The organism is Arthrobacter sp. CJL-S3, assembly GCF_056711635.1.
The window spans coordinates 89,933-103,253 of the sequence record NZ_CM160046.1; the positions used below are offsets into that span (position 1 = coordinate 89,933).

At 65.4% G+C, this 13,321-nt stretch carries 16 protein-coding genes; 6 read left to right on the forward strand and 10 right to left on the reverse strand.

Going from position 1 to position 13,321, the window contains the following annotated elements; all coding sequences use genetic code 11:
• Nucleotides 1-24 precede the first annotated feature (24 nt).
• The gene (locus AC06G6_RS00450; protein ID WP_479825306.1) at nt 25-705 is read right to left on the reverse strand and encodes a GAF and ANTAR domain-containing protein; all 681 of its coding nucleotides are present in this window, start codon (nt 703-705) and stop codon (nt 25-27) included.
• Nucleotides 706-1,087: 382 nt separating this feature from the next.
• Here AC06G6_RS00450 and AC06G6_RS00455 point away from each other — a divergent pair, with 382 nt between their 5' ends.
• Entirely contained in the window at nt 1,088-1,615 is a 528-nt protein-coding gene (locus tag AC06G6_RS00455; protein ID WP_479825308.1) for a hypothetical protein, read from the forward strand.
• Nucleotides 1,612-1,989 carry a DUF6221 family protein gene (locus tag AC06G6_RS00460; protein WP_479825310.1) on the forward strand — a complete coding sequence of 126 codons (378 nt, stop codon included), beginning with the start codon at nt 1,612-1,614 and terminating at the stop codon, nt 1,987-1,989. Before AC06G6_RS00455 ends, AC06G6_RS00460 begins: the two co-directional genes overlap by 4 nt.
• On the opposite strand, the gene AC06G6_RS00465 is transcribed toward AC06G6_RS00460, so the two are convergent.
• The 3 genes from AC06G6_RS00465 to AC06G6_RS00475 all read right to left on the reverse strand — a co-directional run bounded on the left by AC06G6_RS00465 (nt 1,986) and on the right by AC06G6_RS00475 (nt 5,442).
• The gene (locus AC06G6_RS00465; protein ID WP_479825312.1) at nt 1,986-3,011 is read right to left on the reverse strand and encodes a cytochrome b/b6 domain-containing protein; all 1,026 of its coding nucleotides are present in this window, start codon (nt 3,009-3,011) and stop codon (nt 1,986-1,988) included. The two genes, AC06G6_RS00460 and AC06G6_RS00465, sit on opposite strands and share 4 nt — an antisense overlap.
• A 656-nt stretch (nt 3,012-3,667) precedes the next feature.
• On the reverse strand, nt 3,668-4,654 hold the full coding sequence (locus AC06G6_RS00470) for an electron transfer flavoprotein subunit alpha/FixB family protein (RefSeq protein ID WP_479825314.1): 987 nt from the start codon (nt 4,652-4,654) through the stop codon (nt 3,668-3,670).
• Between the two features lie 11 nt (nt 4,655-4,665).
• Entirely contained in the window at nt 4,666-5,442 is a 777-nt protein-coding gene (locus tag AC06G6_RS00475; RefSeq protein ID WP_479825316.1) for an electron transfer flavoprotein subunit beta/FixA family protein, read from the reverse strand.
• Nucleotides 5,443-5,597: 155 nt separating this feature from the next.
• Here AC06G6_RS00475 and AC06G6_RS00480 point away from each other — a divergent pair, with 155 nt between their 5' ends.
• Both AC06G6_RS00480 and AC06G6_RS00485 read left to right on the forward strand, forming a co-directional pair.
• The gene (locus AC06G6_RS00480; protein ID WP_479825318.1) at nt 5,598-5,855 is read left to right on the forward strand and encodes a hypothetical protein; all 258 of its coding nucleotides are present in this window, start codon (nt 5,598-5,600) and stop codon (nt 5,853-5,855) included.
• A gap of 186 nt (nt 5,856-6,041) precedes the next feature.
• The gene (locus AC06G6_RS00485) at nt 6,042-6,227 is read left to right on the forward strand and encodes a hypothetical protein (protein WP_307457457.1); all 186 of its coding nucleotides are present in this window, start codon (nt 6,042-6,044) and stop codon (nt 6,225-6,227) included.
• A gap of 102 nt (nt 6,228-6,329) precedes the next feature.
• On the opposite strand, the gene AC06G6_RS00490 is transcribed toward AC06G6_RS00485, so the two are convergent.
• From AC06G6_RS00490 to AC06G6_RS00510, 5 genes are all read right to left on the reverse strand, one after another.
• Entirely contained in the window at nt 6,330-6,728 is a 399-nt protein-coding gene (locus AC06G6_RS00490; protein ID WP_479825320.1) for a VOC family protein, read from the reverse strand.
• A 33-nt stretch (nt 6,729-6,761) separates the two neighbouring features.
• On the reverse strand, nt 6,762-8,258 hold the full coding sequence (locus tag AC06G6_RS00495; RefSeq protein ID WP_479825322.1) for an FAD-dependent oxidoreductase: 1,497 nt from the start codon (nt 8,256-8,258) through the stop codon (nt 6,762-6,764).
• Between the two features lie 78 nt (nt 8,259-8,336).
• Nucleotides 8,337-8,747 (reverse strand): four-helix bundle copper-binding protein, encoded by a 411-nt coding sequence (locus AC06G6_RS00500; RefSeq protein ID WP_479825324.1) that lies wholly within the window; start codon nt 8,745-8,747, stop codon nt 8,337-8,339.
• A 127-nt stretch (nt 8,748-8,874) separates the two neighbouring features.
• Nucleotides 8,875-9,144 carry a hypothetical protein gene (locus AC06G6_RS00505; RefSeq protein WP_479825326.1) on the reverse strand — a complete coding sequence of 90 codons (270 nt, stop codon included), beginning with the start codon at nt 9,142-9,144 and terminating at the stop codon, nt 8,875-8,877.
• Nucleotides 9,145-9,342: 198 nt separating this feature from the next.
• Nucleotides 9,343-10,542, reverse strand: a complete 1,200-nt coding sequence (locus AC06G6_RS00510) for an NAD(P)/FAD-dependent oxidoreductase (RefSeq protein ID WP_479825328.1) — start codon at nt 10,540-10,542, stop codon at nt 9,343-9,345.
• Nucleotides 10,543-10,889: 347 nt separating this feature from the next.
• Here AC06G6_RS00510 and AC06G6_RS00515 point away from each other — a divergent pair, with 347 nt between their 5' ends.
• Nucleotides 10,890-11,627 carry a hypothetical protein gene (locus AC06G6_RS00515; protein WP_479825330.1) on the forward strand — a complete coding sequence of 246 codons (738 nt, stop codon included), beginning with the start codon at nt 10,890-10,892 and terminating at the stop codon, nt 11,625-11,627.
• 186 nt (nt 11,628-11,813) lie between these two features.
• On the opposite strand, the gene AC06G6_RS00520 is transcribed toward AC06G6_RS00515, so the two are convergent.
• The gene (locus AC06G6_RS00520) at nt 11,814-12,566 is read right to left on the reverse strand and encodes a hypothetical protein (RefSeq protein WP_479825332.1); all 753 of its coding nucleotides are present in this window, start codon (nt 12,564-12,566) and stop codon (nt 11,814-11,816) included.
• A gap of 207 nt (nt 12,567-12,773) precedes the next feature.
• Here AC06G6_RS00520 and AC06G6_RS00525 point away from each other — a divergent pair, with 207 nt between their 5' ends.
• Entirely contained in the window at nt 12,774-13,298 is a 525-nt protein-coding gene (locus tag AC06G6_RS00525) for a GNAT family N-acetyltransferase (RefSeq protein ID WP_479825334.1), read from the forward strand.
• The last annotated feature ends 23 nt before the right edge of the window (nt 13,299-13,321 follow it).

Consider the following 13,321-nt stretch of genomic DNA (forward strand, 5'->3'; position numbering starts at 1 on the left):
CGGATTCTACTGCACGCGCCCATCTCAGCCGCCTCCGGGGGTGAAGTCAAGGCTTCTGCTGACGACGTCCCGGGCGACCTCCCGGACGGTACGTCCCTGGGAAAATGCGTGAGCCCGGATCAGGAGAAGTGCGTCCCGCGCAGACGTCCCGGCCTGTGCCAGGACCATCCCGGTGGCCTGGTGTACCTCGCGCCGTGACAGGGGAGAGCCGTCCGGCGGGGCGTCAGTGCCGTCTCCCGGTGCAAGGGTCAGGAGCTGGCGCAGCAGGAGCCAGGTGGTGGCGTCGGCGAGCTGCAGGGCTGTGGAATGCTTTGCCGGGCTCAGCGGGCCGGATTCAGAACTGTAAAGCTCCACGACACCGATATCCATCGCGCCGAGCGCGAGGGGGAAAACGAAGATGGCCCCAACATCCAGCTCCAGCAGGGATTTTGCAAAGACCGGCCAGGCGGCGTGCGGCCCCCTGCGCACATCCGGCAGAAGCACGGGTCTGCGCGTTTGCAGGGCTTCCCAGCGCGGGCCTTCCCCCAGATCGAACTGCAGCTCATCGATCCTTGCCGCCACTGCGTCGCTGGCACAAACCATAGTCTCCGGGGCCAGGCCGGAGAACACCGAGATTGCGGCCCCGGAGATCGGCAACGACTCAACGAACCCGGTGCAGAGGCCGGCATCGAGTCCCTGTGCCACCGAGTCGGTGCCGTCACCCATGCCGGGCAGCCTCGCCGGTTGTATCCATGAAGCCGAAACTTCCGGCCGGGGGAGATAGCTGCCACTCAATCGTCCGGTACAAAATACTGGCCATGGGGTCGCGCCTCCTCGGCCTGGTCGGAGTGCTATCAATCGCTAGGGAACCATCCACGTGATTGCTTCAGTCTATGCCTGCTTACCATCGAGCCCGCTGGCGGCATCGGTTCCCCATTTCGGCCGTGGCTGGCGTAGCGGCACCGACCTGCCCCCGGTGCCCTACCGTCTTGCTTCGGGATCAGATAAAATGACTCTGTTGCCCTGGACCCCGGTAGCGCCATCATTCGGCGAACTATCCAGGAGGATCCCACCGATGCGAGGCAATCCCAACCTTAGACCGGCGTCCGTGCACCCGTTCCACCGTTCCGGGGACATCACCAACGGTCCGCGCCCCGGACCCGGCAAAACGACCGAACAGCAGGTCGGGCAGACAGAAGATGGCGATCAAGCACCAGCGCCGCCGGCCCAGGCCCGACAGCAGGAGCTGGCGGCCGAACTTGCCGACTTCCTGTGGAAGCGGCAGGAGCCGGGGCTGGACCAGTTGCCGTCGTCCACCAAGGGTCCCAGTGGTGAGCAGGATTCCGGGATTTGGCGGGATCAGCTATTGGCAGAGATCGAAGGCCTCGCTGCAACGCTGAAAGAGAAGGTGGCCCGGTATTCGTTGACACTGGCGCCCCTGCCCTCCGAACCAGCCGCGGAACCAGCCAACGAGACTGCCGTGTTGTGGATTCAGGACGCCCTCGAGGACATTGCCGCGACTGCCTTGGGGATTGAATTGGCATCACGCGCACTGTTCATCCAGGCGGCTTCCAGCGGGGAGCAGGATTCGACACGCGAAACAACCCACGGGCAAACGGCAGAGACGGCAGAATGACCAGCCCCATCGAAGCCGACTGGACCTCTCTTGTGGAGTTCCTCGAAGCGCGCATCGCGGAACAGGAATCAGCCATTCGGGAGGGAACCTTCGCGCTGGGGACCGGCGACGTTCCTGGACGCGACAACAAGGTCTCCCTTGGTCAGCTAATGCTGGAGGAGTGCGCCCAGAAGCGGGCGATCATTGCCAGCTGGAAGGAAGCGGCCGGCGCCGAAGGGATCAGCGATCTCAGCCAGGCCGAAGGGACAATTGCCATCGCCCGCAGGTCAATGCTCACCATTCTCGCGGGCTCCCATCAGGAGCATGTGGACTACGACCCGGCCTGGTCACCCGCCCTGCCAACAGGTATGCCCGGAGAACCTGCGAAGCCCTAGCGGCTGCTCACCTGACCGAACAGCTTCGCGATCGGTGCGAGCAGAATCGGGCGGGCGGCGTACCACCCGGCCACCGTGACGGCGATTGCGGCCGCGAAAAGCCAGAACCCGACCCAGTTCACCACATCGGTGCCGCCGAACATGTGGTTCAGGTTGCGCAGCGCACCGGTCGAGAAGACCAGGAATACGTGGATGAGAATGAACAGCACGAAAAACAGCATCGTCGGGAAGTGGACTGCGCGGGCAACTTCCACCGGGTAGATCTTGCTCAGCGTCTTCGCGTTCTTCGGCCAGAACTCGCTCATGCGCACCCCCGTGAGCGCCGCGAGCGGGGCCGCAATGAACACCACGATGAAGTACATCAACTGCTGCAGGCTGTTGTAGTTCACCCAGCCGTTCTCAACGGGCCAGTCGAGAGTCATGTACTGCAGCAGCGCGGAGAGCGCATTCGGGAACACCTCCCAGCTGGTCGGGACTATTCGCATCCAGTGGCCGGAGGCAAACAGCAGCACGACAAAGATGAGACCGTTGGCCAGCCATAAAACATCGAGCGACTGGTGCAGCCACAGGTTGATGCTGATCTTCTTGCCGCCGCGCTTCGGCGTCCAGAACGCCGGCGGCTTCTGCTGAGTGCGCACCTGATAGCCGGAGCGAATGATGAGCACCATCAGGAACAGGTTCAGGAAGTGTGTCCACTGCGCCCACCACGGGAAGCCCGGTTCGGCGGTTGCGGGCAGGTGGTATTCGCCGGGGTATCTCTCGAGGAACGCTGGCACGCCCGGCAGCGTCGTCACACCGCGCGCGGCGAGCACCAGAATCGCCGCTGCGGCCACGGCGCCGACCGCGAGGAGCACAACGCGCCTGATCCACTGGCCCAGGGTACGTGAACCGTAGAGCCTCGCTTCGGCCTTCGGCCGCACGGGCTTCCCGGCGGCGACGGACTGCGCCGCAGTTGCTGGGGCGGCTGGGAGCACGGGCGGGCTCGGGGCCGCTGGCGGCTCCTCGGCAGCGGTCTCCACCACACTGGCGGTCTCCGTTACGCCGGCTGCCGGGGCAGGGGTCGGGGCGATGTGTTCGGGCGCAGGGTGTACGGCCGGGGCGGCGGCGACTGCGGGAGCAAGTCCAGCCGGCGGCCACGGTTCACCATTGGGGACACGGGGAAGCCCGCGGCGAAGCGAGGTGGTTCCCATGGTCAGTGTGGCGGGTGCGGGTGCGGCCGGGGGAGCAGCTGCGGGCAACGTCGCTGCCGGCACTGCCAGCGCAGCAGCCTCTGCGGCCGGCGTCGTTGTGGCGCCTTCAGCGGGCGCCGCGGACGGAGCCGTCACGGATACCGAAATCTCGCCCGCCGGCGGCCAAGGCTCGCCGCCCGGCACGCGAGGCAGGCCGCGGCGCAGCTGCCGCGCCTCTGCGGGACCTGGGTTCACGGCAGGGACCGGAGCGGACACCGCCGTCGGACCCGGTGCCGTTTCCTGGGAAGCGGCGGTACTACCTGGAACGGGGACGGAGGGCGTTGCGGCCGCCGGTTCGGGGGCGACCAGTTTCACAGCCGAATCAGGCGCCGACAGGGCCGCGGTTCCGGCCGCGACCACGCTTGCGGGCGCCTGGCCGGCTGGCGGCCAGGGATCCCCGCCTTCGACGCGCGGCAGGCCACGCCGGATCGACCGAGACAGAGATGCCATCACTGATTCTTCCGAGCCTCAAGGGCGCTGATCAGCTGCGGCACGACCTTGAAGACATCTCCGACCACACCAAAGTCGGCGATCTCGAAGATCGGCGCGTCTGAATCCTTGTTGATGGCGACAATCGTCTTCGCGGTCTGCATGCCGGCCCGGTGCTGGATCGCCCCGGAGATGCCCAGCGCGATATACAGCTGCGATGACACGGAAACCCCGGTCTGGCCGACCTGATGCGACTGCGGGATGTAGCCTGCATCCACCGCGGCACGCGAGGCGCCAACGGCAGCCCCGAGCGTATCGGCGAGCTGTCCGACGAGGGCAAACTGTTCCTCCGACCCGAGGCCGCGACCGCCCGCGACCACCTTCGCGGCACCCCGCAGCTCCGGCCGAGAGGTGGCCACAACGGCCTCATCGAACGAGTCGATCCGCGCGGCCGGCTTCCCGGAGGGCGTCACTGCCAAGGTCTCCGACGCTTCCGGCTGAGCGTTAGCACGCGCTTCGATGGAGCCCTGGCGAACCGTAATTACCGGCGGACCAAACGTGGAGGTTGACGTCACATCGTACGCACCGCCGTAGACGGAGTGGTGGGCCACGACGCCCTCGTCATCACGTGACACACCGATCGCATCGACGGAAACCGCGGCACGCGAACGAGCAGCGTACCGGCCGGCAAGGTCGCGCCCGTTCAGCGAATGCGAGATCAGGATCGCGTCCGGCTGCACCTGCTCCACGGCGGCGGCAAGCGCGTCAACGCCCGGCACGCCGAGCTCGGAAGGATCCGGAGTCTCCGCGATCAGTACATGCGCGGCACCAAGGGCTGCGGCCTCCGCAGCGGCGGCGCTTCCGGCCCCGGATGCGGCAAGCACCAATGCAATGGGCGTTCCGACGCCGGCGGCAGCGCCGAAGAGCCCGGCCGCAGCCTTCTCGAGTTCACCCGAAGCCTGGCTTTCGACGACGACGAGGATCGCGTCACGAGGGAATTCAGTCATGTCGTTATTCCTTAAGCCAGTCGGTTGTCGATAAGGAAGGCAGCGAGCTTCTCGCCGGCATCGCCCTCATCTATGATCTTTACGCCAGCCGCGCGCGGCGGCTTCTCTGCAACGGTCAGCATGATCGAACGCGCCGCCTCGGGGTCATCGGGCGTGATCCCGAGGTCTGCCAGGGTAAGCATCTCCAGGGGCTTCTTCTTGGCCGCCATAATTCCCTTGAAGTTCGGGAAGCGCGGCCCGGGAAGCGCTTCGGTAATGGAGATCACGGCGGGCAGGCTCGCTGACACCTTCTGCACACCGGATTCAACTGGCCTGGAGCCGGACACGACGCCGTCGCTGATCTTCACGGAGCTGAGGCCGGTGGCCAGCGGCACGTCCAGCAATTCTGCGAGCATGGCGGGAATCATGCCGCCGGAGCCATCGGTGGAGACGTTGCCGGCGATCACAAGGTCAAACTCAACGCGACGGATGGCTGCGGCGAGGGTTTCGGCGGTAAGTCCAAGATCCGCGCCCCGGAGCGCTTCGTCAGAGACGTGAGTGGCGCTTCCCGCGCCCATCGCAAGCCCCTTGCGTATCGTTGCCGTGGCACCCTCGGGAGCGACGGAAAGGACTGCGACCTCAGTGCCCTCGTTCGCGTCGGCATACGTCAGTGCCAGTTCCAAGGCCCGCTCACCGATCTCATCAATGACTGCCTCGCTGGCTTGTCGATCGGCGAGAGCTGTTTCAAGGTTCAGTTTTCGGTCCCCGTAAGTGTCGGGGACCTCCTTTACTAGGACGATAATCTTCATCGATGGCTCTTCCTGTGGCGGGCTTGTCTCTCTATGGAGACATACCGGATCTCCATTGAGTCTACGAAAGTAGATTCACTCCTGCTGACAGCGCCCCACCACCCCACTGGCCGACCGGCGCTTGCGAAGCGTCTTCAGAGGTCTAACTTAGACGCATGGAGTCCCTGAGAGGTCCTTTGTATCTGGATGTCGCGGCGAAAGGCTTGTCCTTGGCGGGCATTGCGTTGATGATTTTCGCGAAGGGTGGCTGGTTCACCGCGGGTATGTTCATGGTGCTCGTCGGTGTGCTGATCGGGGCATGGGCCATGTTCGCCGCGCGTCGGGTGCGGTCACCGGGCGGACCCGCCCGCCCGGCGCCCTTCGGCACGTGGAACCGGGGCGACGCCGGTCCGGAAAAGGACAGCGAATCCTGAACAGCGAGGAGTCGCCCGGTCCGCAACTCAACCCGAGGTTCCGGCGCGAAGGTCCCGGCATGTGCGGCCGCGCGCGTCATTGGCCGTACCCAAGAGCTAATCAGCATGCTTAAGGTGCCACAGTCCCCGGGTGAACGCCCAGGATTCCATCTTTCCGATGCGGACTTCCGGTGAGACGATTCCAGTATGAGCGAGAAGAAGGCTGCGGCTCCGCGGGAGCACGGGCGCCATCAGGAGGACTACGCCGGTACGCCGACCACGCAACAACTGCGCATAGTGGGCCAGCGCAGACGGGACGCCGAGGAGAAGCTGGAGCACCATCTGAAGAAGGTCCAGCACAAAGATGATCTCCACGGCGACGCAGGCCCCTGAAGTGCATCGAAGACGGTTGGAGCCGGGCCACTGCTGGTAATCGGTCCGAAGAGTGGGTGGGGCGGCGCGGCGATGTCACGCGCGCATGTCCGGCTGCCCTGGCTAGTTCTCGTCCGGTTTCATTTGGATGAGCTGAATGAGGTTGCCGCACGTGTCGTCTAAGACGGCCACGACTGCCGTGCCGATGTCGGTCGGCGGCTGCGTGAACACCACACCCTGGCCGGTCAGTCGGGCGTGCTCGAATTCGACGTCGTCGACGGCAAATTGAGCGAGCGGGATACCGTCCCGGACGAGAGCATCCCGATACGGCTTCACGGCAGGGTGGTCCGCCGGCTCCAGCAGCAGCTCGGGACCGTCCGGCGATTCCGGCGATTTAACGGTGAGCCAGAAGTTGTCACCGAGGGGTATGTCATGGTGTTTCGTGAAGCCGAGCACCTCGGTGTAGAAGGCGAGGGCCGCTCGCTGGTCGTCCACGAACAGGCTCGTCAGGGCAATTTTCATTTTTCCCTCCTCTTTCTGGTGGCCATCGTAGCGTCAATCCGCGGCCGGCAGCGTCTTGGTGGTGGGGCCTTGCAGGACGTCCCCGGCGGGAGTGAAGCGGGAGCCGTGCAGCGGGCAGTCCCAGGTTTTCTCGGCGTCGTTCCAGCTCAGGATTCCGCGCAGGTGGGTGCAGACAGCCGATACCCGGCAGGTGACGCCGTCGACGGTGGACACGGCCACGGGTTTGCGGCCGTGCCGGACGATGATGCCTTCACCCTCGGCGGGGACCGTGGCTGCTGCAGCCTCGGGCGGGGCCGCTTCGGCTTTCGCCCACCCCCCGGCCATGGTCATGACGGTGTCAGCATTGAGCGCGACGGCGGCGGCGGCCCCTTTGGGTGACGTGACCCTGTGGTGGATGGCGGCGGCCCAGGGGAGGTTGCCGCCGAGAATCTCGGCGGTAACGGCAAGCGAGGCTGCGATGCTGTTGCTCATGCCCCATTTGTTGTAGCCGGTGGCGAACAGAATTTTTCCGCCGCCGCGGGGCAATTTCCCGAAGAAGGGCATGAGGTTGGTGGCCTGGTAGTCCTCCCCCGACCACGTATGGGTCGGTTCCGCGCCAGGGAAATGCCGTCGCGTCCAGTCCACGAGTTCATCCAGACGGGCCCTGGGGGAGGGCTCCCTCCCGACCTGGTGCCCGTTGCCGCCCGCGATGAGCATCTCCCCGGCGTCGCTTGGGTAGGTGCGGAGCGAGCGGCCCGGCGTCTCAGCGGAGAGGTACATCCCGGACGGGATCGGGGTCGAGGCCGGCACACGAAACGCCGCGGCGTAGGACTGGGAGGCTTTCAGCTTGGCGAAATACAGCCCCCGGTCCAGGATGGGGATGCCCGTGGCCAGCACGACGCGCCGTGCGTAAACGTTCCCGGCGCCGGTCGTGATGGAGACCCTGCTTCCGCTGGAGACATCCCGGACCCGCACCCCTTCAACAAGAACTCCGCCATGGGCGCGGAAGTCCGCGGCGAGGCTCTCAAGGATGTCCATGGGGTGGAACTGGGCCTGGTCCGGGAGGCGGATGGCGCCGCGGGTAGCGAACGGAAGACCCGGATCGGCCACCTCCTCGACGGCCAGGCCGGCGGCCCGGCTCACGGCAAGCTCCGATCGGACGCGGTCCGCACCTCTGTCGGACACCGCAAAGGTGTAAGCATCCCGGCGCTGGAAGGGCACCGCCCTGTCCTGGAGATGCCGGAGCAGCCAGGCCTGCCCTTCCCTGTTGGCTTCGACGTAGGCGTTGACGATCTTCTGGGAGTACTGCCCGCGCAGTGCGGACAGCACCGTGCCCTGGAGCAGGCTCAGCTTCGCGGTGGTGTTGCCGGTGGTTCCCGCCCCGACCGAACGGGCCTCCAGGACTGCTACCGTCATGCCGGACCGCGCGAGGAGCAGCGCGGTAGCCAGGCCGGTGATCCCGGCCCCGACGACGACCGTTTCGTAGGTGGATCCGGGAACGAAATCGTCAACTGGAATTGCATGGTCGCGGTCCAGCCAGAGTGAGGTCATGGCAGCACTTCCCGTCCTTGGAGCTGCGAATGAAGGAGACCCCACATCCGCGCAAATCGGTGAAGCTCGACAAGTTGCTCAGCCTGATGCAGCCAAAAGGGCAGCGCAGGCCTGTTCGCACCGGCGGCATGCCGCGGCACAGATCCTGCAGTGCTCGTGCATGCCGGCGTGCCTCTCGCATTCCTCGGCACAGGCCGAGCAGGCGGCGCGGCAGGCCTCCAGCATCGCGCGGCGGACACCGGGGTTGGATGCCGTCTGCCGCATCAGGATGGTGCCGGTGGCAGAGCAGACGTCCGCGCAGTCCAAATCCGAGCGGAGGCATGAGACGAGCTCGGAGACCATGTCTTCAGCAAGGCAGGCGTCCGCGCAGGATGTACATGTTTGGGCGCACTCATGGCAGGCGGCAATGCATTCGGCCAGCTTTGACTTCTCTGAAATTTCGGCCGCCTGGGGGTGGACGTCGAGCATGGCGGCAATGTGGTCGGACATGATGAGGCTCCTGTCGCGGTCATAGGGCGGCCGGCCTGCCGGCCGCTATGCCCCACGATAAACCCGCGCTGACCGTGCCGTCAGCCCCCAAGAGGCGCGTGGTCGAGGCTGGCGATTCCCCCTTTATTCAGGGCGACGGCGACCCCGGCGGCACGGGGTGCCCAACCGGCGGCGGGGAGAGGGCCATCGATTTGAGGAATGCCTGATCTCGTGCGGAGAGCGGGAGTTGCCCGTTCTGATCAATCCCCTCCTCCAGGGCCTCGGGGTCATCGCTCGCTTGAAGAAGCGTTGCGGTCACACTCCGGGGAAGGATGACGGTCCCGGGATTTGCCCGCAGCCATTCCTGCGTCTTTGGATCCAGCTTGTTCCAAAGGTGCTCAATAGTGGTGTTGCCCATGGTTGCTCCTAACGGCATTTGTTCAAAAGCGCCGAAAACCGGACTGCCGTAGCGGCGGTTTGCCCGGAATGCATGAATTCCTGCTCTTCAGCCGTGACAAGAACCCTTAACCATTCTGGTGAGTCCCGGTCATACAGCTCAAGACCTCCCCCGAGCCCCGCCGATCAGCCCGGGGCGTTAGCGCCGGGTGGTTCAGTCCTAAGCGCGGCCCTTGAGGATCAGGTTCCAGTAGACCTGAGGGAAGATGTCGCGGTCCACGACCCACGAGGCGCGGCTCTCTTTCCATGTCGGCAGCTTCGGGACGGAGGGCATGGGCCGGTACTGGTCATCGAACTCGGCGAAGACAACCGTGGAGCGGGAAACCGTGAAGGGGCAGACGGAATATCCGTCGTACTTTTCCGTCAGGGGTTTCCCGTTTCTGGCTGCGGCCAGGTTTTTGGCCAGGACCTTCGTCTGCTTTCGCAGCGCGCCGCCGGATTTGGAGTTGGTGGTCGCCGCGGCATCCCCCAAAGACCAGATGTTCGGAAAACGGACGTGCCGGAGCGTCTGCGGATCCACTTCCACAAATCCGCCGGAGTCACCCGGGGCGGGCAGCTCCGTGGCCTTGAGCCAGTCCGGCGCTGACTGGGGCGGGACGGCATTGAGCACGTCGTAGCGCAGCTCTTCGGTGGACCCGGTGGCAGTGTCCCGGATCAGCGCGCTCCGTGCCGCAGCGTCCACCGAAACCAGTTCGCTGTTGAGACGCAGTTCAATCCCGTACTCGGCAATCTTGCGATTAAGCTCGTCATCCACTCCGGGGGTACCGAACACGGTGGGGTATGGCTGGACCATGACTACGCGGATGTCCTGGAGCACTCCCTGCTCCCGCCAGTAATCGCAGGCCAAGTACATCGGTTTTTGCGCGGCGCCGCCGCATTTGATGGGACCGGAAGGCATGGTGAAAACGGCGGTCCCGGTCTTGAGGCCGCTGAGCAGCGTCCAGGCCTTGGCTGCCAGGTTGAATTCATAGTGGGACGCGCCGGCCGGGGAATGGACGGCCTCGACCAGACCCGGGATCTTGTCCCAGTCCAGCTGCAGTCCGGGGCAGACCACCAGGTGGTCAAACCCCAGCAGGCCGCCCGAGGCCAACGACACCGTGCTCGCCGCCGGGTCGATCCCCACCGCGCTGTCCCGGATCCATTCCACGCCGCGCGGCATGACGGAGCGCTGGGGCCGGATGGCTTCTGAGGCCTTCGCCCTCCCGCCGGCGATGTGGGAGAACAGCGGCTGGTAGAGGTGGTGGTCCTCGGGCTCCACCACGGCCACATCCTTCACGCCGTAGCGGTGAAGACGCGCCGCGAGGGAAACACCGGCGTTACCCCCGCCGATAATGACGACTTCGCGGTGCTCCCCGGCCACGGTGTTACTTCCTCCTGCCGCGGGTAGGGCCCTGGGGCGTGTTCCATTCCACGGGTGTTCCCTTGTTCAGCGACATTGACACTCCTCGGATAGGGCCGGTTCCAGCGGCGCATGCGGGACCGGCAACCGGAGTCTCAATAATAAGCATGATGATCTTTATTGGGTAACGACGGCCCGTTCCAGCTTGACCGGGCCGCCATATACCTTTTGCCTCAAGGCTCTTAATGTTGTTGTAGGGGCGGACCAACACTCGCCCGCTCCAGCCAGATATAGCAAAGAAGGCCTGCGATGCGTCCCCGGGGACACTCGCCACGCTGGGATGCTGCCGGCCTGGAGAGGGGAATGTGATGGAAACGCGTGTGGAACCAAGGGCTTACTGGGGGAAGATCGGCGCGATTGCGCTTCCCCTCGGCGTCATTATGTTGGTGGCGGCTACGGCTGTGCACCCGTCCAGGGAAGACGTCATGAATCACACGGCGGTCTTCAGGGAGTATGCGCAGACCGACGCGTGGATCGGCATCCACTTCACGCAGTGGCTCGCCAGCCTGGTGTTCTTCGGCGGGCTGGTGGCGCTGTACTTTGCGATGAAGCCGAAGCGGGAAGGAACGACTGCGCTGGCACGCTTCGGCCTTGCCGCGGTGGTGCTGACTGCGGCGGCCATCACCATGCTTCAGGCGGTGGACGGTATTGCGCTCAAATGGGCGGTTGACGCCTGGGCGGATGCTCCCGCCGACCAGGAGTCTTCAGCGTTTTCTGCCGCCATGGGATTGAGGTGGACTGAATACGCGTTGCAGAGCTATTCGAATATCCTGCTGGGGCTCACGCTTATCTTCTTTGGTCTGGCCATCGCCCTCGGCGCCGCATATTCCCGCTGGCCGGGATGGGTGGCTGCCGCCTCGGGGGTCGCCTGGATCATCCATGGCCTGATGGTTTCCTACGTGGGCCTGTTCGACTCGGCGCCGCGGCTGGTGGCTCTGGTGCTCTTGGCCGTGTGGGCTTTCGTGATGGCTGTGCAAATGTGGCCCAGCGGCCGCCGCGGACATGCTGCCCGCACCGCTGCCCCGGCGGGCCCGGTCACCGCATAGTTTGAGCATAGGAGTGGTCCTTATGCCTGAACGTCACATCACGGTGCAACGTCGCATGTCTGCCTCCGCGGGTTCCGTATGGGCCCTGTACGCCGACTTCCCCAATCTCGCGTCGGTGCCGTTCAAGCAGGCCGAGTCCACGCTTACGCTCAAGCCCGACGGCGGCGGGACGTTGGCGAACTTCGACTACCGATATGTACCCCGGGGCGGCCCTATCGGCCGATTCACCGGCCCATTGATCGACAAGATGCTGACGGCGACCTTCACCGCCATGCTGGCCGCGACCGAGGAGGCCGCCCTCGCGAACAGGTAGCGGGACGTCGTCCGCCAGAATGTCTGCACGCCGGAGGCGGCGTCACGCAGGCGCGAGCCGTCCAGGGAAACGGAGCACTCCTCCAGGCCGAAATCTTTCCACTGTGCGACCAGCCGGAGTGTCCCCGCCGGAGGCAGCGGCCAGAGCCAGAGCGAGCCGGAGCCGGAGAGTTCGTCGTCGCCGCCGTTCCCGCCGCCGTTTCTCATCAGGAGCACCGGCGGATCAGGCTCCTCGGTGCCTTCGAAGAATCCGTGGGGGTGCGCACCGGTGCTGGACTTTGATCCGTCCGGGAAAGCCGCACCGAACAGCAGCATCGAAGCTCCACCTGCGCCCCTGCGGGCGCCGGGTCCGGGCCGGAAAAACATCTCGTTGAGATCCGCCCAATCCTCATCGGTCTGGTCGCCCCGGCGGATGACCCAGGACACATCGAACGAACACCCCGTCGAGAAGACGTCCGCGCTCTTGACGGCCATCACCACAGTCGGGCTCCGGTGCAGGAACTGACCGATATGGACGACGACCGGAAGCTCGTACGGCGGGGCGCCGGCCCAGACCGGCGGCACGTACCTCACTGCCCGCCCTCGCGGGGGAGTGGGCGGCACCGGAAAGTCCTGGAAGAACGTCATGGTTGGTCCTTTCGTCGGCGTGGGCTGCAGGCCGGGAACCGTCAGCACGACGGCAGAGCGAAAGATCCCCCAATTCGGCCTCATTGCGCCAGTGTAGACAGGTTCACGGCGGGCCGCTCGGTTCCCTCGACCGTCGGGCGGGCGGACCCCGCGTCTGGTTGACTGATCCCTATGATCAGGGGCGCCCGGGCAGAGGATCTGTCGAAGATGCGCGGCATCGAGGCTGCCGCGGGCGAGGCCTTCCGACTGGTCGGCATGGCGGCGATCGCGGACGATCTGCCGCCCGCCCTGGATGCCTTGGCCGTCTACCAGCAGGATGGCAGAGCCTGGGTGGGCACCGATTCCGAGGACGATCCGATCGCCTACATTCTGCTCGACGTCGTCGATCGGTTCGCGCACATCGAGCAGGTGAGCGTCCACCCCCGCTACGCCCGCCGCGGCATTGGCCGGGCGCTCATCGAAGAAGCAGCGCGCTGGGCCGGAGCATGCGGACTGCAGGGACTGACCCTGACGACCTTTGATGAAGTTCCCTGGAATGCCCCCTACTATCGGCGCCTCGGCTTCCAGGAGGTGCCCGAATCTCAATGGTCGGAACGCATCCGGCAGGTAATGCAGTCCGAACGTGGGCACGGTCTGGCGGACTGGCCGCGCGTTGTCATGAAGAGGACGGTCCCCTCCGGCGGCAGCTCGACCCCCGGCCGCGGACATGAAACTCAGTATCTATTGACGTGAGACTCAGTTTCACGGTAAAACGG